Here is a 19,730-nt window from a genome sequence, read left to right as displayed (position 1 = left end):
GGTAATCGATGTTACAGCCCAAGCGTATGAAATTCCGCAAGATGCAGAAAGGTCGCAACCGTGGCCTGGCGCATCGCGGAAGCAAGGTAAGCTTTGGTGAGTTTGGCCTGAAAGCCACCGGCCGTGGTCGTATCACCGCTCGTCAGATCGAAGCTGGCCGTCGTGCCATTACCCGTCACGTCAAGCGTGGCGGCAAGATCTGGATCCGTGTCTTCCCAGACAAGCCGATCTCCAACAAGCCGTTGGAAGTTCGTATGGGTAAAGGTAAGGGTTCTGTCGAGTACTGGGTCGCTCAGATCCAGCCCGGCAAGGTCCTCTACGAGATCGAAGGTGTATCCGAAGAGCTGGCCCGTGAAGCATTTAGCCTGGCCGCTATGAAGATGCCGATCTCCACCACCTTTGTTAAGCGGACGGTGATGTGATGAAAGCCCAAGAACTCCGTGAAAAGTCAGTCGAGGCGCTCCAGGAGCAGTTGTTCGAACTGCTGCGTGAGCAATTCAATCTGCGCATGCAGAAGGCAACAGGCCAGCTGAGCCAGGTTCACCTGCTCAAGCAGACTCGTCGCCAAATTGCTCAGGTTAAGACTGTGCTCAACCAGAAGTCAGGTGAGTAAAATGGCCGAAGAAACTAAAGCACGCACACTCACTGGCAAGGTGGTGAGTGACAAGATGGAAAAATCCATCGTTGTCATGGTCGAGCGCCGTGAGCGTCACCCGATCTATGGCAAGTACCTGAGACGCTCCACCAAGCTGCACGCCCATGATGAGGCGAATCAGGCTCGGATCGGTGACACCGTCTCTATCGCCGAGACTCGTCCGCTGTCCAAGAAGAAAGCCTGGACCCTGGTCGAGGTGGTTGAACAGGCCAAGGGTTAATCCCTAGGCCAGTTCCCACCAGGCAGTCAGATTAGGTTTGGAGAAAACCGATGATTCAGACTCAGACAATGCTGGATGTCGCCGACAACAGTGGCGCGCGCCGGGTGCAATGCATCAAGGTGCTGGGTGGTTCACACCGCCGTTACGCTCGTGTTGGAGACATCATCAAGGTCACCGTCAAAGAAGCTATCCCGCGTGGCAAGGTCAAGAAAGGCCAGGTCATGAAGGCAGTGGTCGTTCGTACCAAAGCCGGTGTCCGTCGTAATGACGGTTCCGTGATCCGCTTCGACGGTAATGCGGCCGTTCTGTTGAACAACACCAACGAACAGCCGATCGGTACCCGTATCTTCGGCCCGGTTACCCGTGAACTTCGCAGTGAGAAGTTCATGAAGATCATTTCCCTGGCGCCCGAAGTGCTGTAAGGAGCGGAAGCGGATATGCAAAAGATCAAACGTGACGATGAAGTCATCGTCATCGCCGGGAAGGACAAGGGCAAGCGCGGTACCATCAGCAAGGTGCTGAAAGGTGAGCGTCTGCTCGTGTCCGGTGTGAATATGATCAAGCGTCACACCAAGCCCAACCCGATGCTGGGCACCCAGGGGGGTATCGTCGAGCGCGAGGCTCCGATTCACGCGTCCAACGTGGCCATCTTCAACCAGGAGACCGGCAAGGCGGATCGTGTCGGAATCCAGGTACAGGAAGACGGTACTAAGGTACGCATCTTTAAGTCGACTCAGAAGCTGATCGACGCCTAACGCGAGTCGGGTACAACATGGCGAACTTGAAAGAACGTTATCAGAACGAAGTGGCCGCCCAGCTCAAAGAGCAGTTCGGCTACGCCAATGTGATGCAGGTTCCCCGCATCACCAAGGTGACCCTGAACATGGGTATCGGTGAAGCCACCGCTGACAAGAAGCTGATCGACAACGCGTTTGCCGATCTCCAGATGCTTTCTGGTCAGAAGCCCATCGTCACCAAGGCACGCAAGTCCATCGCTGGCTTCAAGGTCCGCGAAGGATGGCCGATCGGTGTTAAGGTGACCCTGCGCAGCGATCGTATGTGGGACTTCCTGGACCGTCTCGTGAACGTGGCTATCCCGCGCGTTCGTGACTTCCGTGGTCTGAACCCGAAGTCCTTCGATGGCCGTGGAAACTACTCCATGGGTGTGCGTGAGCAGATCATCTTCCCGGAGATCGAGTATGATAAGATCGACCGGATTCGTGGCCTGGACATCACCATCACCACTAGCGCCAACACCGATGATGAAGGTCGTGCGTTGCTGGGCGCGCTGAACTTCCCGTTCAAGAAATAAGGGTGGATCATGGCAAAGAAAAGCATGGTTGAGCGCGAGCTCAAGCGCACCAAGCTGGTCGCTAAGTACGCCGCCAAACGCGACGCACTGAAGACCATCATCAACGACGTCAACGCTTCTGAAGAAGAGCGCTTCGACGCACAGCTGAAGCTGCAGCAGCTGCCGCGTGATGCCAGCCCGGTCCGTCAGCGTAACCGCTGTCGTATCACTGGCCGTCCGCACGGCTACTACAACAAGTTCGGCCTGAGCCGCAACAAGCTGCGTGAAGCCGCTATGCGTGGTGACGTGCCTGGTCTGACCAAGTCCAGCTGGTAACACCACTGCAAGAATTCAGGAGCGCAACGTAAATGAGCATGCAAGACACTCTGGCGGATATGTTCACCCGTATCCGCAATGCGCAGATGGCCACCAAGGAGACGGTTACCATGCCGTCTTCCAAGCTCAAGGTTGAAGTGGCCCGCGTATTGAAGGAAGAGGGTTATATTTCCGAGTTTGCCGTCGCAGAAGGCGCCAAGCCGGAACTGACCGTGACCCTCAAGTACTTCGAAGGCAAGTCGGTTATCGAGAGCATCAAGCGTATTTCCAAGCCGTCCCTGCGCCAGTACAAAGGCAAGGGTGAGCTTCCGAAAGTCGCAGATGGCCTGGGTATTGCGATCGTTTCCACCTCCCGGGGCGTGATGACCGATCGTGCGGCCCGTCAAGCTGGTGTCGGCGGCGAAGTCCTCTGCACCGTATTCTAGGAGTTTGGAATGTCCCGCGTAGCCAAGTATCCGGTTAAATTGCCGAACGGCGTCGAGGCAAAGCTCGACGGCGACAAGCTGACCGTGAAGGGCAGCAAAGGCCAGCTGGAACTGACCGTCCACCAGGACGTGGTCATCTCTATGGAAGAAGGTCAGATGACCTTCGCTCCGTCCGAGACCGCCAAGAACTGGGCAATGGTTGGTACCACTCGTGCTCTGGTCAACAACATGGTGTCTGGTGTTTCCGAAGGCTTCACCAAGTCTCTGGAAATCAATGGTGTGGGTTATCGTGCCCAGGCCAAAGGCCAGACAATCAACCTGACACTGGGCTTCTCACACCCGGTCGACTATGAACTGCCGGCAAGTGTTACGGCTGAAACGCCGAAGAACACTCAGATCGTCCTCACGTCTGCTGACAAGCAGGCTTTGGGTCAGGTCGCCGCAGAGATTCGCGCATTCCGTCCGCCGGAGCCCTACAAGGGCAAAGGTATTCGGTACAGCGACGAAGTCGTCCGTCGTAAAGAAGCCAAGAAGAAGTAAGGCAGGGTTATGAACGCGAAGAAAGAATCTCGTCTCCGTCGTGCCCGCCGCGCTCGTGCGAAAATCCGCGAGCTGGGCGTGTTTCGCCTGTGCGTGAACCGCACCCCGCGTCACATCTACGCGCAGATCATCTCGCCGGATGGCGGCCAGGTCCTGGCCACCGCATCCACGCTCGACAAGAGCCTGCGCGAAGGTTCTACCGGTAACTCGGACTCCGCCGCCAAGGTGGGTGCTCTGATTGCCGAGCGCGCGAAGGAAGCGGGTATCAAGCAAGTGGCTTTCGATCGCTCCGGGTACAAGTACCACGGTCGCGTGAAGGCCCTGGCCGATGCCGCACGTGAAGGCGGCCTGGAATTCTAAAGGGTTTTACGATGGCGAATATCGAACAGAAGGGCGGTGACCTGCAAGAGAAGCTCGTGCAGATCAACCGCGTCGCCAAGGTAGTCAAGGGCGGCCGTATCTTCGGTTTCACCGCTCTGACTGTCGTTGGTGACGGCAATGGTCGTGTTGGCTTCGGCCGTGGCAAGGCGCGTGAAGTGCCGGTCGCGATCCAGAAGGCAATGGACCAAGCTCGTCGCAACATGATCAAGGTCGACCTGAAGGGCCACACCCTGCAGTATCCGGTGAAGGCTCGTCACGGCGCATCCAAGATCTACATGCAGCCAGCGTCCGAAGGTACCGGCATCATTGCCGGCGGTGCGATGCGTTCCGTGCTCGAACTGGCTGGCGTCCATGACGTCCTGGCCAAGTGCTACGGTTCCACCAATCCGGTCAACGTGGTGCGCGCGACCATCAACGGTCTCGCTGCCATGAAATCTCCGGAAGACATCGCCGCCAAGCGTGGCCTGTCTGTCGACAAGATTGCGGGGTAAGGCACCATGGCAGCTAAGATCACGGTAACCCAGATCCGCAGCACCATCGGCGTCCTCGAAAAGCACAAGGCCACTATGAAAGGTCTTGGCCTGCGCCGCATCGGTCACACTGTCGAGCTGGAAGACACCCCCGCGGTACGCGGCATGATCAACAAGGTTCACTACCTTGTCCGTGTTGAGGGAGAGTAATCCATGAAATTGAATACCCTGAGTCCGGCCCCGGGCTCCAAGCACGCTGCAAAGCGTGTCGGTCGTGGTATCGGCTCCGGTCTTGGTAAGACCGGCGGTCGTGGCCACAAGGGCCAGAAGTCCCGTTCCGGTGGCAGCGTCAAGCCGGGCTTCGAAGGCGGTCAGATGCCTATGCAGCGTCGCCTGCCGAAGTTTGGTTTCACTTCCGCGAAGTCTCTGATTTCCGAAGAAGTGCGCCTGAGCGAACTGGCACTGGTAGACGGCGAGATCGTCGACCTCGAAACGCTGAAGAAGGCCAACGTGCTTCGTGATTCCACGAAGTTCGCGAAGGTCATGCTCTCCGGCGAACTGGACAAGGCAGTCACGGTTCGCGGCATTAAGGTCACCAAGGGTGCCCGTGCTGCGATCGAAGCTGCCGGTGGCAAGGTAGAGGACTAAATGGCTAAGTCAGGAAACGTACCGGCGATGCAGGGAAGTGGGTTGAGCGAACTCTGGGCGCGTTTGCGCTTCGTGTTCATCGCCATCGTGGTGTACCGAATCGGTGCACACATCCCCGTTCCCGGTATCAATCCTGACCAGCTTGCTGCCTTGTTCAGGGAAAACCAGGGCACCATCCTGAGCATGTTCAACATGTTCTCCGGTGGTGCACTGGAGCGAATGAGTATCTTCGCGCTGGGCATTATGCCCTACATATCCGCGTCGATCATCATGCAGCTCCTGACGGTGGTCTCGCCTCAGCTTGAGCAGTTGAAAAAGGAAGGCGAGGCCGGCCGTCGCAAGATCAGCCAGTACACGCGCTACGGCACGGTAGTACTGGCCCTGGTCCAATCGATCGGCATGGCAGTCGGACTGGTCGGAAACGGTGTCGCCTATTCCGCTGACTTCAGCTTCTACTTCACCGCCGTGAGTACGTTCGTGGCTGGTGCAGTGTTCCTGATGTGGCTGGGAGAGCAGATCACCGAGAAGGGTATCGGCAACGGGATCTCACTGATCATCTTTGCTGGTATTGTCGCCGGGCTGCCGAGTGCCATCGGCCAGTCTTTCGAACTGGCGCGCAATGATGGTGCCTGGAATGTGCTTCCGCTGCTGGCGCTGACGCTGCTCGCAGTCATTACCGTTGCCTTCGTGGTGTTCATCGAACGCGGCCAACGCCGCATCACGGTGAACTATCCGCGCCGTCAGGTTGGCAACAAGATGTATGCAGGTCAGAGCAGCTACTTGCCGATGAAGGTCAACATGGCCGGGGTCATCCCGCCGATCTTCGCGTCAAGCATCCTGCTGTTCCCTGCGTCGATGGGTCAATGGTTTGGCCAGAGTGAAAGCATGCAATGGTTGCAGACGGCATCTCAGGCTCTCGGGCCGGGTCAGCCACTGTATATCTTGCTTTTCGCTGCCGCTGTAGTATTCTTCTGCTTCTTCTACACGGCGCTGGTCTTCAATCCGAAGGATGTTGCTGACAACCTCAAGAAGTCAGGAGCGTTTCTGCCGGGTATTCGCCCAGGCGAACAGACCGCCCGTTACATCGATAAGGTGATGACTCGCCTGACGCTGTTCGGCGCCCTCTACATCACCCTAGTCTCCCTGATGCCTCAATTCCTCGTTGTTGCATGGCAGGTTCCGTTCTATTTCGGCGGCACCTCTCTGCTCATCGTGGTCGTGGTGGTCATGGACTTCATGGCCCAGGTGCAGTCGCATCTGATGTCAAATCAGTATGCGTCGGTGATGAAGAAGGCCAACCTCAAAGGCTATGGCAGCGGTGGCATGATGCGCTGATTGCGCAGCCCCTGTTAGCAAACTGGAGAGAACGATGAAAGTTCGAGCTTCCGTCAAGAAAATTTGCCGTAACTGCAAGATCATTCGGCGTCGTGGCGCAGTGCGGGTCATCTGCACTGAGCCCCGCCACAAGCAGCGTCAGGGTTAATTCCCTCGACCCGCTTAGCTGAATACAAGCTCGGGTGCTGGCATACCCCCTTGTTCCCAATGGGATCAAGGGGTATGCTATTGCGCCCTTTGTGGATGTAAAATCCGCCGCTAACCTTTCGGAGAAAACTGATGGCCCGTATTGCTGGCGTCAATATCCCGGACAACAAGCACGCGGCGATCTCGCTGACTTATATCTTCGGGATTGGCCGTACGCGTGCACAGCAGATCTGCGCCGCTCTCGGTTTAGAACCGAGCGTCAAGATCGCTGATCTGTCTGTTGAACAACTGGACCTGGTTCGTGCCGAGGTGGGTAAGTACACCGTCGAAGGCGACCTGCGTCGTGAGATCACGCTGAACATCAAGCGTCTCATGGACCTCGGTTGCTATCGTGGCCTGCGCCATCGTCGTGGTCTTCCGTTGCGCGGTCAGCGCACCAAGACCAACGCACGTACACGCAAAGGTCCGCGTAAACCGATTCGCAAGTAAACGAACTGGCGTTTAGACAGGAAACATCTAATGGCTAACCCGAGTAAGCGCAAGAAGGTTAAAAAGCAGGTAGTGGATGCCATCGCGCATATCCACGCCTCTTTTAACAACACTATCGTGACGATCACAGACCGCCAGGGCAATGCTCTTTCCTGGGCAACTGCCGGTGGTTCGGGTTTTCGTGGTTCTCGCAAGAGCACCCCGTTCGCTGCGCAAGTCGCAAGTGAACGTGCAGCGACCGCTGCAGCCGAATATGGTGTGAAGAACGTCGACGTGCTGGTCAAGGGCCCGGGTCCGGGTCGTGAGTCCGCCGTGCGTGCTCTCAATGCCGCAGGCTTCCGCGTGCAAAGCATCACCGACGTGACCCCCATCCCGCATAATGGGTGCCGTCCGCCGAAGAAACGCCGCGTTTAAGGAGACAGACTCATGGCTCGTTATATTGGACCGAAGTGCAAACTGTCTCGTCGTGAAGGCACCGACCTCTTCCTGAAGAGTGGCGTGACTCCGTTCGAGAAGAAGTGCAAATCCGAACAACCCCCGGGTGTTCATGGCCAGCGCCGTCAGCGTCTTTCAGACTACGGCCTGCAGCTGCGTGAAAAGCAGAAAGTACGTCGCATGTACGGCGTGCTGGAAAAGCAATTCCGCAACTACTACAAAGAAGCCGCTCGCCTCAAGGGTGCGACCGGTGAGGTTCTGCTCCAGCTCCTCGAGACTCGTCTCGACAACGTCGTCTACCGCATGGGCTTCGGCTCCACGCGTTCCGAGGCACGTCAGCTGGTCAGCCACAAGGCGATCGCCGTGAACGGCCGTACCGTCAACGTTGCTTCCTTCAAAGTGAAGGCTGGCGATGTGGTCACCGTTCGTGAGAAGGCCAAGAACCAGGCTCGCATCCAGCAGTCTCTGGCACTCGCTGCCAACCGCGGTGATGTCTCCTGGGTCGACGTCGACTCCAAGAAGATGGAAGGCACTTTCAAGGCTGTCCCCGAGCGTGGCGACCTGTCTGCCGATATCAACGAAAACCTGATCGTCGAGCTGTACTCCAAGTAATGTAACGCCGGGCCGATTCGTCGGCCCGGCTGGAGTACCCAGATTATCCGTTTGGCAGCCTTAAAGGTGTTCTTATGCAGCGCTCAGTGACAGAGTTTCTCCGTCCTCGCGATATCAAGGTCGAGGAAGTCAGCGCCCATCACGCGCGTATCGTCCTCGAACCCTTCGAGCGTGGTTTCGGCCACACCCTGGGGAATGCTCTGCGTCGCATCCTGCTTTCTTCCATGCCCGGCTGTGCCGTCGTGGAAGCTGAGATCGAAGGCGTTCTGCACGAGTACAGCGCCATTGAAGGGGTGCAGGAGGATGTGATCGAAATCCTGCTGAACCTCAAGGACGTGGCCATCAAGATGCATGGTCGCGACGAAGCTGTGCTGGCGCTGAACAAGAAGGGCCCGGGTATCGTGACTGCTGGCGACATCGCTGGCGACCACGATCTCGAAATCGTGAATCCGGATCACGTCATCGCTCACCTCAATGATGGTGGCGAGCTGAAGATGCAGCTCAAGATCGCTCGTGGCCGCGGCTACGAAGCGGCAGATGCACGCATCTCTGCTGATGACGAATCACGTGCCATTGGCCGCCTCCAGCTGGATGCGACCTTTACCCCGGTTCGTCGGGTCTCCTATGCCGTCGAGGCTGCGCGTGTTGAACAGCGCACCAACCTCGACAAGCTGGTGATCGACCTGGAAACCGACGGCACACTGGATCCGGAAGAAGCGATCCGCCGCTCCGCAACTATCCTGCAGGAGCAGCTGGCCGCCTTCGTTGATCTGGAAGCAGACAAGGAACAGGAAGTCGAAGAAGAGGAAGATCAAATCGATCCGATCCTTCTCCGTCCCGTAGACGATCTTGAGCTGACTGTTCGCAGTGCGAACTGTCTCAAGGCCGAGAATATCTATTACATCGGTGATCTCATTCAGCGCACCGAAGTTGAGCTGCTGAAGACCCCGAATCTCGGCAAGAAGTCCTTGAATGAAATCAAGGACGTGCTGTCCGCGCGTGGTCTGTCCCTCGGCATGCGGTTGGAAAACTGGCCGCCCGCAAGCCTGAAGGACGACAAGGCTTCCGCTTAAGGAAGCCCGGTCGGCTCAAGCCCCAGACTGGTAAGGAATCACAACCATGCGTCATCGTAAGAGTGGTCGTCACCTGAACCGTACCAGCTCTCACCGTGAAGCCATGTTCAAGAACATGTGCATCTCTCTGGTAGAGCACGAAGTCATCAAGACTACCCTGCCGAAAGCCAAGGAACTGCGTCGTCATATCGAGCCGCTGATCACCCTGGCCAAGCAGGACACCGTTGCGAACCGCCGTTTGGCGTTCTCTCGCACGCGCTCCAAGGAAGCGGTCGGCAAGCTCTTCAATGAGCTCGGCCCGCGCTACACCTCCCGTCCGGGCGGTTACCTGCGCATCCTGAAGTGCGGCTATCGCGCCGGTGACAATGCCCCGATGGCATTCGTCGAGCTGGTCGATCGCCCGGTTGCCTCCGAGGCAGCGGGCGAAGAGTAAGCTTCGGCTTGCTTCGTCCACAAGAAAAGGCCAACCCTCACGGGTTGGCCTTTTTTTATGCCTGACAGTTGGCCGTGTGACACTGGCGTGTCATTTTCCGGAAGGTCCACCTCGCCCCGGGGTGTGTTGAGGATGGGCTGGGGTGAGGTGGGCCAGAGGAGCGGAAGGGGCGTAAGCCGACGCCTAATTGCTGGTCTCGGCCTTCTTCTTGCTGCTCGAGGTGGCACTGGTGGCTTTCTGGCGCTCCAGTAGCGGCGCCAGGAAGCGACCTGTGTGCGAGATCTCCTGCGTGGCCAGTTGCTCAGGGGTGCCTTCAGCGATGATCTGACCGCCGCCTGAGCCACCCTCCGGGCCGAGGTCGATCAGCCAATCGGCCGTCTTGATCACATCCAGGTTGTGCTCGATCACGACTACGGTGTTGCCGTGATCACGCAGACGGTGCAATACGACCAGCAGCTGGCGAATATCCTCGAAGTGCAGGCCGGTGGTCGGCTCATCGAGAATATAGAGCGTCTTGCCGGTATCGCGCTTGGCTAGTTCGCGCGCCAGCTTGACGCGTTGGGCTTCACCGCCGGACAGTGTGGTCGCACTCTGGCCGAGGCGGACGTAGGAAAGGCCGACATCCATCAGTGTCTGCAGGCGGCGGGCAATGGCCGGAACCGGCGAGAAGAACTCCAGCGCCTCCTCGATGGTCATCTCCAGCACTTCGTGGATATTCTTGCCCTTGTACTCCACTTCAAGCGTCTCGCGGTTGTAGCGCTTGCCCTTGCAGACATCGCAGGGCACGTACATGTCGGGCAGGAAGTGCATCTCGACCTTGATCAGGCCGTCGCCCTGACAGGCCTCGCAGCGGCCGCCCTTGACGTTGAAGCTGAAGCGGCCCGGCTTGTAGCCGCGGGCGCGTGCTTCCTGAGTGCCGGAGAACAGCTCACGTATCGGCGTGAAGATGCCGGTATAGGTTGCCGGATTGGAGCGCGGCGTCCGTCCGATGGGGCTCTGGTCGATATCCACCATCTTGTCGAACAGGTCCAGCCCTTCGATGGTGCCGTAGGGCGCGGGCGTCAGGGTGGTGGCCCGATTGAGCTCACGCGCGGCCAGCGGCATCAGGGTGGCGTTGATCAGCGTCGACTTGCCTGAGCCCGAGACCCCGGTGATGCACGTCAGCAGGCCTGTCGGCAGTGTCAGCGTCACATCCTGCAGATTGTTGCCGGTGGCACCGGTCAGGCGCAGCACCTTGTCAGGGTTGGCCGGAAGGCGGTAGGGCGGCACGGCAATCTCGCGCTCGCCGCTCAGGTATTGTCCGGTCAATGAGCCAGGCGTCGCCTCGATCTGCTCTGGGGTGCCCTGGGCGACGATCTCGCCACCATGCACGCCGGCGCCCGGGCCGATATCCAGCACATGGTCGGCGGCGCGAATCGCGTCCTCATCATGCTCGACCACGATCACGGTGTTGCCCAGATCGCGCAGGTGGATCAGCGTCTTGAGCAGGCGATCATTGTCGCGCTGATGCAGGCCGATGGACGGCTCATCGAGGATGTACATCACCCCGACCAGGCCGGCACCGATCTGGCTGGCGAGACGGATACGCTGTGCCTCACCGCCGGACAGTGTGTCGGCGCTACGCTCCAGGGTCAGATAGTCGAGGCCGACATTGACGAGAAATTCGAGGCGCGCCTGGATCTCATGCACGATCTTGGCGGCGATCTCGCCCTTGCGTCCCGGCAGACTCAGCTTGCCGAACTCTTCCCACGCCTCACCGATCGGCTGACGCACGACCTCGGAAAGAGTGCGGCCATCGACATAGACGTTGCGCGCCTCACGACGCAGGCGCGAGCCGTCGCAACTCGGGCACGGCTGGACCGCCAGATAGCGGGCGAGGTCCTCGCGCACCATGTTGGATTCTGTCTCGCGGTAACGGCGCTCCATGTTGGGCAGCACGCCCTCGAAGGGGTGCTCGCGGGTCACCTTGCGGCCACGGTCATTCACGTAGCTGAAGGCAATGTCCTCGCGGCCGCTGCCGTTGAGCACGGCGTCGCGCGCTTCATCGCTGAGCGACTCCCAGGCCGCTTCCAGCGCGAAACCGTAATGCTCGGCAACGGCCTGCAGCTGGCTGAAGTAGTAGACGCTGCGGCGGTCCCAGCCCTTGATGACGCCTTCGGCCAGTGACAGCTCAGGGTGGCTGATCAGCTTATCGGGATCGAAATACTGCTTCACGCCGAGGCCGTCACAGGTCGGGCAGGCGCCCGCCGGGTTGTTGAAGGAGAACAGGCGCGGTTCCAGCTCGGCCAGTGCATAGCCACACACCGGGCAGGCGAAGCGCGAGGAGAAGACGAGGTCTTCCTGTTCGCCATCCATGAAGTGCAGGCGCGCGCTGCCGTCGGCCAGGTTCAGTGCGGTCTCGAAGGATTCGGCCAGACGCTGCTTGAGGTCTTCGCGCACCTTGAAGCGATCGACGACGACGTCGATGTCATGCTTCTTGTTCTTCTCCAGCGGCTTGAGGTCATCCAGCTCGACGATCACGCCGTCGATGCGTGCACGCACGAAGCCCTGAGCGCGCAGCTCTGACAGCAATTGGAGATGCTCACCCTTGCGGCCACTGACTACGGGAGCCAGCAGCATCAGCTTGCTGCCTTCCGGGAGGGCGAGCGCCTGATCGACCATCTGCGAGATGGTCTGGGCTTCCAGGTCAATCGCGTGGTCCGGGCAGCGCGGTGTACCGGCGCGTGCATACAGCAGGCGCAGGTAATCGTAGATCTCGGTAATGGTGCCGACGGTGGAGCGCGGATTGTGCGAGGTCGACTTCTGTTCGATGGAAATCGCCGGTGACAGACCCTCGATATGGTCGATGTCCGGCTTTTCCATCATTGAGAGGAACTGACGTGCGTAGGTGGACAGTGATTCGACGTAGCGCCGCTGTCCCTCGGCGTAGAGAGTGTCAAAGGCAAGTGATGACTTGCCGGAACCGGAAAGTCCGGTCACCACGATCAGCTTGTCACGCGGCAGTTCGACATCGATGTTCTTGAGGTTGTGGGTGCGCGCACCCCTCACCTGAATCCTGTCCATTGCCACCTCGGGCTGCGTCGATAAAAGCAACGATTATAAGGCGCGGGTGAAACACCCGGCAAAGGCTGCATGCTTTCAAAGCCGTCAAGCGGGCCTTAGAATATGCAGTCCATTGGTGGGCGACCACCGTTGGACGTCATATCTCGGCGACCCACGTGGTCGGCCTCCCTCTTCTTGACTGTCATGCTCCGGAGCCCGCCGCCGCCCATGAAAACCTCTCGACTGCTCGCGCCGGAACGCCGTGCCATCGTCGGCCTTGCCAGCCTCTATGCGACTCGCATGCTGGGGCTGTTCATGGTGTTGCCGGTGCTGGCGCTCTATACCCGTGACCTCGCCGGTGCGACGCCGACACTGGTCGGCGTGGCGCTGGGTGGCTACGGGCTGACCCAGGCATTGCTGCAGATTCCGTTCGGCTGGCTGTCAGACCGACTGGGGCGCAAGGCCGTGATCGGCTTCGGGCTCGGGTTGTTCATCCTGGGCTCGCTGGTCGCGGCGACGGCCGACAGCATCGAGATGATCATCCTCGGGCGCTGTCTACAGGGCAGCGGCGCCGTGGCGGGAGCGATCATGGCACTGCTGGCCGATCAGACCCGAGAGGAGGTTCGCACCATGGCGATGGCCTCCATCGGCATGTCGATCGGGGTCGCCTTTGCACTGGCGATGGTCGCAGGGCCATTGGCCGCAGATGCCTTCGGCTTGTCAGGGGTCTTCTGGTTGACCGCCGTGATGGCCCTCGCAAGCCTGTTCGTGCTCTGGAAGCTGGTGCCAGCTGCGCCCAGGCGTCAGCATCAGGATGTGGGGCTTGATAGGCGCCAGCTCAAGGGTATCCTCACGAATTCCGCATTGTTGCGCATGGATGTGTCGATCTTTGCGCTGCACATGATCCTGACCGCCTGCTTCGTGGCCATTCCCCAGCAGCTGGTCAACTTCGGCATCGCTCCGGCGCATCATGGCTGGATCTACCTGCCATTGATGGGGCTGGCCTTTGTCGCCATGCTGCCGCTGGTCATCGTGGCCGAGAAGTATCGGCGCATGAAGCCCGTCTTTCTGGGGGCCGTCGCGACCATCGCGACAAGCTTGCTGCTGCTGGGTGTCGATGGCATCGAGCATGCAGGGCTGGCGATGTTCCTCGGCCTGCTGTGGCTGTTCTTCGTTGCCTTCAATCTGCTTGAAGCGACCTTGCCGTCGATGATCTCCAAACTGGCTCCTGCCGGTGCCAAGGGCACGGCGATGGGGGTCTATTCCACCAGTCAGTTCCTGGGCGCCTTCGTGGGCGGTGTCGGGGGCGGCTGGTTGACCGGGCATTTCGGTCTGAGCGGCGTGTTCTTCGCCATGGGGCTGGTCGCCATTCTGTGGCTGGCCGTGGTGTGGGGCATGCAACCGCCGCGACATCTGGGCAGTGAAGTGATCGGCCTGTCTCCCGAGGCCTCGCAATTGTCAGCCGTCGAGCTGCAGACACGCCTGCTGGCGATTCCCGGCGTGGAAGAGGCGCTCGTGGTGCGTGAGGAACGGGTCGCTTATCTCAAGGTCACACGCGATACACTGGATGACAAGGCGCTGGCCCGCTTCACTCGCCAGCGTGATGACGAAACTCCGGCAGGCGCGGAAGTGCCTGCCAGCTGAACTCTGACATCGGCGATACATTGCCGGTGCACTTGATACCTTCTCCGGTGCCCATGGCGCGCCGGTCTATTTGCAGGAGTAATCTTCATGGCTCGTGGCGTAAACAAGGTCATTCTGATCGGTAATCTCGGTCAAGACCCGGAAGTTCGCTTCACCCCGTCCGGCAGTGCGGTGTGCAACCTGAACCTCGCGACGACGGACACCTGGAATGATCGCCAGAGCGGTCAACGTCAGGAACGTACCGAATGGCACCGTGTGGTGATGTTCAACAAGCTGGCTGAAGTGGCCCAGCAATACGTCAAGAAAGGCTCACGCCTGTATATCGAAGGCCGCCTGCAGACGCGCAAGTGGCAGGATCAGAACGGCAATGACCGTTACAGCACGGAAATCGTGGCCAACGACATGCAGATGCTGGATACGCGTGGTGAAGGTGGCGGTGGCAACTTCGCTGGTGGTCGCCCGCAGCAGGCGCCTCAGCAGGGCGGCCAGCAACCGGCCGCAGCGCCTCAGCAGGGTGGCCAGTTCGGTGGCCAGCAGCCGGCCCCTCAGCAAGGTGGCCAGTTCGGTGGTCAGCAGCCGGCCCCTCAGCAAGGCGGTCAGTTCGGTGGTCAGCAGCCGGCCCCTCAGCAGGGCAACAACTTCGGTGGCCAGCAGCCCGCCCAGCAGAACAATTCCCAGAACAACAACTTCGGTGCGCCGCCCGCGGGCAGCTTCGATGATTTCGATGATGAAATCCCGTTCTGAATAAAGTCTTTCGCCTGTGCGCCGATAGAATGCGCAAGCGATAACGATGAAAGGCCCTCGCTCAGCGAGGGCTTTTTTTTGAATCAACCATGAGACGGTTTCCGTTTTATTTCTTCAAGCGTCTGTTTTTTCATGAAATTTCGCTGATCATGAAGAATGAACCAGAGCGTGACATCCAGTGGGTTTTGTCGCGCGTAAGGGGGGGGAGCGCCAGTCCATTGCGGCTCATACATGCGTTGCAAACGAGCGTTGTGCAAAAAACGCTTCATGGCCGTATTCTCTCAGTATCAAGCCGCTGGGCTGTCAATGTTGTCGGGTGGCAATCCAAGGTCTGAGAATCCTGTCGTGGTACTCCAGAGGGAGTGCTGGCGATATGACGCCGCTGTCGGATTTCCGCCCCTGTCTTGCCGACTATGGCATGCCCCTGATGATCGAGGTTATTCATGCATGGCAGTTATTCCTACCCACTGGTCGCCCTGTCAATCGTGGTCGCCGTGCTGGCTTCACATGCAGCGCTGCAGCTGATTCGTCAGGTCGCGCTGGCCCCTTCGCGCGCCACCAGCCTCGGCTGGCTGGTGGGCGGAGCCGTGGCGATGGGGTTGGGTGTCTGGGCCATGCACTTCATCGGCATGCTGGCGTATGAATGTCAGGTTCCGGTCACCTATGCGCCCGGCCTGACGGCATTGTCGGTGCTGATCGCGATGCTGGCCTCGGGGCTGGCACTCTGGGTGAATACGCTGCCACGCCTGACGCCGATGCTGTTGATGACGAGCGGGACCATCATGGGCGGCGGCATCGCCACGATGCACTACACCGGCATGGCGGCGATGCAGATGAACATGCCTTACCGCTATGACCCGCTGCTGTTCGCGGTGTCCATCGTGGTGGCGGTGGTGGCCGCGACGGCGGCCCTGTGGCTGGGAGGCTTCTTCTTGCGCCAGCGCCGCCCCAATCGCACCTATCAGGCTCTGGCGGCCGGCGTGATGGGACTTGCCATTGCCGGCATGCATTACATCGGCATGGAGGCGATGGTGATGATGCCGCTGACCACGCCCATCATCTCTCCTGCCGGGGCTGGCATGAACTCCGGGCAGAACATGTGGCTGGCTCTGGCCATCGCGATCGCGACCCTGGCCGTGCTGGGGCTGGCGCTACTGGCCATCAGTGCCGAGCAGCGCATGCGGCGCAGCCGTCATTACCGCTCGCGCCTGGATGGCCTGCTGGAGTATCGGACCCGGGAGCTGCGTCATGAGCGTGATCAGGTCGCGGTCATGCTGGATTCCATCGATGAGGGAGTGATCAGCCTCGATCGCGAGGGCCATATCCAGCACATCAATCCCATCGCTGCCGAACTGTGTGGCTGGGACCCGTCGTTGGCCCGCGGGCGCCCCTGGGCGCGCATCTTGCAGCTGCGCCATGAAGGTACGTTGCAGTCGGTTTCCAGCCAGCTGGAAGGGGTCTTGCAGCGCGGCGAAGTGGTGCACATGTCCAGCCAGACGCTGCTGGTGGCACGCGATGGCAGTGAATGTGCCGTGGAGCTCAAGGCTTCGCCCGTGCGCCGTCGCAGCGGGGATGTCGAGGGTGCCGTACTGGTCTTCCGCGACATCAGCTATCGCCAGGCCATGATTCGGCGCCTCAACTTCCAGGCGCATCACGACAGTCTGACCGGTCTGCACAATCGCACCGCCTTCGATGACTCTCTCACCGCGGCGCTGGCTGATGGCGGCTTTCACCAGCTGCTGTATCTGGATCTCGATTTCTTCAAGGTGGTCAACGACACCTGCGGGCACGCGGCCGGAGACACCGTATTGCGTGAGCTCTCCGCACTGATGCGAGCGCATGTGCGGGAAACGGATGTACTGGCACGCCTGGGGGGTGATGAGTTTGCCGTGCTGCTCTATCGCTGTTCTCGCGAGCAGGCCATCGAGCGTGCCGAAGCGCTGTGTGCGGCCGTCAGTGCCTATCGCTACTACGATGAGGGGCGTCCATTCCAGTTGGGCGTCAGCATCGGGGTTGCACCGGTCGAGAGCGGTGTCCAGGCCTCCGAGGTTCTGCGGCAGGCGGATGGGGCCTGCTACATGGCCAAGCAGAGCGGGCGCAACCAGGTGCATGCCTACCATGACGGAGATGCGGGATTCGAGCGCGCCCAGCGTGAGGTGCAATGGCTGCCGCTGCTGCACGAGGCGCTGGAGAATGATCGCTTCACGCTGTACATCCAGCCGATCCGCTCGCTGAGTGATGCCACCAGCAAGCCCTACTACGAGGTGCTGCTGCGTTACGTCAACGACTCGGGCGAGCACCTGGCTCCGGCGCACTTCATGGCGACGGCAGAGCGATTCGGCCTGATGCCCGAGATTGATATCTGGGTCGTCACCCAGGCGCTGCAGGTGCTGGAGTCCGATGATGGTCGCATCGAATCGGATGCCGTGCTGGCGATCAATCTCTCCGGTCAGAGCATGGGTGACCTGCGCATGCGCGATCAGCTGGCGGCGCTGGTCACGCAAAGCTCCGTCAAGCCTCAGCGGCTGTGCTTCGAGATCACCGAGACGGCGGCCATCAGCAATCTGGCCCAGGCGCGCGAGTTCATCTACAGCATGCGCCGGCTCGGCTGCAGCTTCGCCCTGGACGACTTCGGCAGCGGCATGTCGTCCTTTGCCTACCTCAAGGAACTGCCGGTCAATCAGCTCAAGATCGACGGCGCCTTCGTGCGCAACCTGACTCGCGATAGCCTCGATGCCGCCATCGTCTCCGCCATCTGTGGCATCTGTGCCCAGATGGGCATCATCACGGTGGCGGAATATGTCGAGCGTCTTGAGCTGATCCCCGCCCTCGAGCTGATCGGTGTCGACTTCGTGCAAGGCTATGGCATCGGCCGTCCTCAACCGATCGGCGCCCCGCTGATCCCCATCACTCCACGCAACAACGGGCCTGCAGCCAGTCTGCAAGGTTGATAGAATGACACCTTTGCATCGTCGCCTCTTGCGGCGATGCGCCTGTTTGCTGGAGCCTGCCTGTGAAACTCTTGCTGCTAGATGCCGGGCATTGTCTTGGCTTGGGGCTGATTCGTGCGGCCAGTACGCGCGCTGATCTTGAGCTCAACGCCGTCGAGTCTGACCGTATTGATGCCGGCGACATCCGCGCCAGTCAGGCGGATGTCGTCATCGTGCCACCGTTCGCACGCCCGGCCGATTCCGCACCTGCCGAGGTGATGGCGCATGCCGAGGCGGTGGAGCAAGTGCTGGCCGCCTGCATCGAGACTGGCACACCGCTGGTATGGTGCGTGGCAGATCAGATGTTCGAGCAGGGCGGCGAAGGCTTGCTCGACGAGGATGAGGTGCCCTCGCCGATCGATACGGCGCTGCGCCGCGTCATCGCGACCGGTGATCGCATCCGTGCCGAGCTGCCCAATCACCTGATCGTACGTCTTGGCCCGCTGTTCGGTCCCGAAGGACGTGATGCCTGGCTGCCGACGCTGATCGAGCGCCTGCTGGCGGGAGAAGAGGTGCGTGCCGCCGAGGATGTCATCCTCTGTCCGACCAGTGTCGATGCCGTGGCGATGGCGTTGATCGGCATGCTCCAACAACAGCGCTGCGGTGCGGGTGCCTGGGGGGCCTACCATCTGGCCGGCACCGAGCCCACCAGTACCTACGCCTTCGTCAGTGTCGTGCGTACCCAGCTGATCACCCGCCTCGAGGGGCTGGGCGAGACGGTGGCCGCAGGCCCGCTCAAGGCGCTGACCCTCAACGCCGGTACGCCGCTGCGGCGTGTGCTCAACTGCCGCCGCGTGCTGGACACCTTCGGTGTGCATCAGAAACCGTGGCGCCTCGAACTATCCCGCCTGATGGATGACTGGATCGCGCAGCGCGCTTCCGGTTCATCTCGCTCTGATTCGATCTGACCTGTGGAGACTGTGCCTGTGAATGCGCTGCGTAGCGTGCTGTTTTATGTAGGTTATTTCATGGCGTTGCTGCTAAGTGCCGTGGTGCTGGTGCCGCTGGCGGCCTGCCTTCCGCTACAGGCGCGCTACCGTGTCCTGCATAGTTACAACCATATCGTGCTGTGGTGGTTCCGTCTGACCTGTGGCGTGAAGGTGCGGGTGAGCGGGCGTGACACCTTGCCTGAGGGGGCCTGCGTGTTGCTGGCCAACCACCAGAGCGAATGGGAAACTATCTATCTGCAGGTGGCCAAGCGCCCGCTATGCACCGTGCTCAAGCAGGAGCTGCTGAAGATTCCGGTCTTCGGCTGGGGGCTGAAGCTGCTGGAGCCGATCCCACTGGATCGCACCCAGCCGGCCAAGGCGCTCAAGCAGGTGCTATCAGTGGGCACCCAGCGCCTCAAGGACGGTTTTACCGTGTTGATCTTCCCGGAAGGCACGCGCATCGCGCCGGGGACTCGCAAGAAGTTCAACAAGTCCGGTGCCGCGATTGCCTGCCGTGCCGGTGTACCGGTGGTGCCGGTGGCGCACAATGCCGGTGAGATCTGGCCCAATGACAGCTGGATCAAGCGCCCGGGCACCATCCATGTCGCCTATGGCCCGGCCATCGAGACGGCGGGTCGCAAGCCGGACGCGGTGATCGCCGATGTCGAGGCCTGGGTCGAGGCCAAGCTGCAGGAAATCTCCAGCGTCCAGCGTCCGCCGTTGGAAGAGGAAGCGGCGGCCGATAGCGTCGGCGCCTGACTGTCTGGCGCCTTCCCTTTGCTCACCTGATTCATCCGGTGCTGCCAGCGAGTACCGGACAGCCACCAAAAAGGCCGCCCCGAAGGGCGGCCTTTTCGTGTCTCACACCAGCGCGAATCTGCAGACTGCATG

26 protein-coding genes are annotated in these 19,730 nt (G+C 60.3%); 25 read left to right on the top strand and 1 reads right to left on the bottom strand.

All coding sequences use genetic code 11. The features are described 5' to 3' along the window. Positions 1–8 precede the first annotated feature (8 nt). The 20 genes from rplP to rplQ all read left to right on the top strand — a co-directional run bounded on the left by rplP (position 9) and on the right by rplQ (position 9,490). On the top strand, positions 9–422 hold the full coding sequence (gene rplP / locus AC5WNI_RS16295) for a 50S ribosomal protein L16 (protein ID WP_043334854.1): 414 nt from the start codon (positions 9–11) through the stop codon (positions 420–422). After that, positions 422–613: a 50S ribosomal protein L29 gene (gene rpmC, locus AC5WNI_RS16290; protein ID WP_024950659.1), complete on the top strand. Its 192-nt coding sequence runs from the start codon at positions 422–424 to the stop codon at positions 611–613. The genes rplP and rpmC overlap by 1 nt, the downstream gene beginning before the upstream one ends. A 1-nt stretch (position 614) precedes the next feature. Then, on the top strand, positions 615–875 hold the full coding sequence (gene rpsQ / locus AC5WNI_RS16285; RefSeq protein ID WP_043334852.1) for a 30S ribosomal protein S17: 261 nt from the start codon (positions 615–617) through the stop codon (positions 873–875). Positions 876–925: 50 nt separating this feature from the next. Then, positions 926–1,297, top strand: a complete 372-nt coding sequence (gene rplN / locus AC5WNI_RS16280; protein ID WP_043334850.1) for a 50S ribosomal protein L14 — start codon at positions 926–928, stop codon at positions 1,295–1,297. A 15-nt stretch (positions 1,298–1,312) separates the two neighbouring features. After that, positions 1,313–1,630 carry a 50S ribosomal protein L24 gene (gene rplX, locus AC5WNI_RS16275; protein WP_043334846.1) on the top strand — a complete coding sequence of 106 codons (318 nt, stop codon included), beginning with the start codon at positions 1,313–1,315 and terminating at the stop codon, positions 1,628–1,630. Positions 1,631–1,647: 17 nt separating this feature from the next. After that, a complete protein-coding gene (gene rplE, locus AC5WNI_RS16270) occupies positions 1,648–2,187 on the top strand; it encodes a 50S ribosomal protein L5 (protein WP_043334844.1) in 540 nt (179 codons plus the stop codon). A gap of 9 nt (positions 2,188–2,196) precedes the next feature. Then, positions 2,197–2,502, top strand: coding sequence for a 30S ribosomal protein S14 (gene rpsN / locus AC5WNI_RS16265; RefSeq protein ID WP_043334842.1), 306 nt, complete (start codon positions 2,197–2,199; stop codon positions 2,500–2,502). A gap of 32 nt (positions 2,503–2,534) precedes the next feature. Beyond that, positions 2,535–2,927, top strand: a complete 393-nt coding sequence (gene rpsH / locus AC5WNI_RS16260; protein ID WP_043334840.1) for a 30S ribosomal protein S8 — start codon at positions 2,535–2,537, stop codon at positions 2,925–2,927. Between the two features lie 9 nt (positions 2,928–2,936). After that, on the top strand, positions 2,937–3,467 hold the full coding sequence (gene rplF, locus AC5WNI_RS16255; RefSeq protein ID WP_166020051.1) for a 50S ribosomal protein L6: 531 nt from the start codon (positions 2,937–2,939) through the stop codon (positions 3,465–3,467). Positions 3,468–3,476: 9 nt separating this feature from the next. Then, positions 3,477–3,827, top strand: a complete 351-nt coding sequence (rplR, locus tag AC5WNI_RS16250; RefSeq protein WP_024950667.1) for a 50S ribosomal protein L18 — start codon at positions 3,477–3,479, stop codon at positions 3,825–3,827. A gap of 11 nt (positions 3,828–3,838) precedes the next feature. After that, positions 3,839–4,339: a 30S ribosomal protein S5 gene (rpsE, locus tag AC5WNI_RS16245; protein WP_054556902.1), complete on the top strand. Its 501-nt coding sequence runs from the start codon at positions 3,839–3,841 to the stop codon at positions 4,337–4,339. 6 nt (positions 4,340–4,345) lie between these two features. Beyond that, positions 4,346–4,528 (top strand): 50S ribosomal protein L30, encoded by a 183-nt coding sequence (rpmD, locus tag AC5WNI_RS16240; protein ID WP_024950669.1) that lies wholly within the window; start codon positions 4,346–4,348, stop codon positions 4,526–4,528. Between the two features lie 3 nt (positions 4,529–4,531). Next, positions 4,532–4,966: a 50S ribosomal protein L15 gene (gene rplO / locus AC5WNI_RS16235; protein ID WP_043334834.1), complete on the top strand. Its 435-nt coding sequence runs from the start codon at positions 4,532–4,534 to the stop codon at positions 4,964–4,966. After that, positions 4,967–6,301 (top strand): preprotein translocase subunit SecY, encoded by a 1,335-nt coding sequence (secY, locus tag AC5WNI_RS16230; RefSeq protein ID WP_043334831.1) that lies wholly within the window; start codon positions 4,967–4,969, stop codon positions 6,299–6,301. 34 nt (positions 6,302–6,335) lie between these two features. Beyond that, positions 6,336–6,449 carry a 50S ribosomal protein L36 gene (gene rpmJ, locus AC5WNI_RS16225; RefSeq protein WP_077373351.1) on the top strand — a complete coding sequence of 38 codons (114 nt, stop codon included), beginning with the start codon at positions 6,336–6,338 and terminating at the stop codon, positions 6,447–6,449. A gap of 131 nt (positions 6,450–6,580) precedes the next feature. Then, positions 6,581–6,937, top strand: a complete 357-nt coding sequence (gene rpsM, locus AC5WNI_RS16220) for a 30S ribosomal protein S13 (RefSeq protein WP_024950672.1) — start codon at positions 6,581–6,583, stop codon at positions 6,935–6,937. Between the two features lie 30 nt (positions 6,938–6,967). Beyond that, positions 6,968–7,351: a 30S ribosomal protein S11 gene (gene rpsK / locus AC5WNI_RS16215; RefSeq protein ID WP_043334827.1), complete on the top strand. Its 384-nt coding sequence runs from the start codon at positions 6,968–6,970 to the stop codon at positions 7,349–7,351. A gap of 12 nt (positions 7,352–7,363) precedes the next feature. After that, positions 7,364–7,984 (top strand): 30S ribosomal protein S4, encoded by a 621-nt coding sequence (rpsD, locus tag AC5WNI_RS16210; protein ID WP_043334824.1) that lies wholly within the window; start codon positions 7,364–7,366, stop codon positions 7,982–7,984. Positions 7,985–8,058: 74 nt separating this feature from the next. Continuing rightward, complete coding sequence (locus AC5WNI_RS16205) at positions 8,059–9,057, top strand: DNA-directed RNA polymerase subunit alpha (protein ID WP_043334822.1); 999 nt, start codon at positions 8,059–8,061, stop codon at positions 9,055–9,057. Between the two features lie 46 nt (positions 9,058–9,103). After that, on the top strand, positions 9,104–9,490 hold the full coding sequence (rplQ, locus tag AC5WNI_RS16200; protein ID WP_043334820.1) for a 50S ribosomal protein L17: 387 nt from the start codon (positions 9,104–9,106) through the stop codon (positions 9,488–9,490). A gap of 183 nt (positions 9,491–9,673) precedes the next feature. Here rplQ and uvrA read toward each other — a convergent pair whose 3' ends face one another. After that, positions 9,674–12,553 carry an excinuclease ABC subunit UvrA gene (uvrA, locus tag AC5WNI_RS16195; protein WP_175090310.1) on the bottom strand — a complete coding sequence of 960 codons (2,880 nt, stop codon included), beginning with the start codon at positions 12,551–12,553 and terminating at the stop codon, positions 9,674–9,676. Between the two features lie 207 nt (positions 12,554–12,760). Between uvrA and AC5WNI_RS16190 the strand changes: the two genes are divergently transcribed. The 5 genes from AC5WNI_RS16190 to AC5WNI_RS16170 all read left to right on the top strand — a co-directional run bounded on the left by AC5WNI_RS16190 (position 12,761) and on the right by AC5WNI_RS16170 (position 19,598). Next, positions 12,761–14,176, top strand: coding sequence for an MFS transporter (locus AC5WNI_RS16190; RefSeq protein WP_175090311.1), 1,416 nt, complete (start codon positions 12,761–12,763; stop codon positions 14,174–14,176). A gap of 87 nt (positions 14,177–14,263) precedes the next feature. After that, the gene (gene ssb / locus AC5WNI_RS16185; protein WP_131432841.1) at positions 14,264–14,920 is read left to right on the top strand and encodes a single-stranded DNA-binding protein; all 657 of its coding nucleotides are present in this window, start codon (positions 14,264–14,266) and stop codon (positions 14,918–14,920) included. Positions 14,921–15,363: 443 nt separating this feature from the next. Continuing rightward, positions 15,364–17,871: a bifunctional diguanylate cyclase/phosphodiesterase gene (locus AC5WNI_RS16180; RefSeq protein ID WP_175090312.1), complete on the top strand. Its 2,508-nt coding sequence runs from the start codon at positions 15,364–15,366 to the stop codon at positions 17,869–17,871. A 62-nt stretch (positions 17,872–17,933) separates the two neighbouring features. Next, a complete protein-coding gene (locus AC5WNI_RS16175; RefSeq protein ID WP_175090313.1) occupies positions 17,934–18,818 on the top strand; it encodes a sugar nucleotide-binding protein in 885 nt (294 codons plus the stop codon). Between the two features lie 60 nt (positions 18,819–18,878). After that, positions 18,879–19,598: a lysophospholipid acyltransferase family protein gene (locus AC5WNI_RS16170; protein ID WP_175090314.1), complete on the top strand. Its 720-nt coding sequence runs from the start codon at positions 18,879–18,881 to the stop codon at positions 19,596–19,598. The last annotated feature ends 132 nt before the right edge of the window (positions 19,599–19,730 follow it).

Source organism: Cobetia sp. PDI-12MA (genome assembly GCF_059507695.1).
The sequence above is the reverse complement of the archived record's forward strand: the minus strand, read 5'-3'. Positions and strand labels throughout refer to the sequence as shown.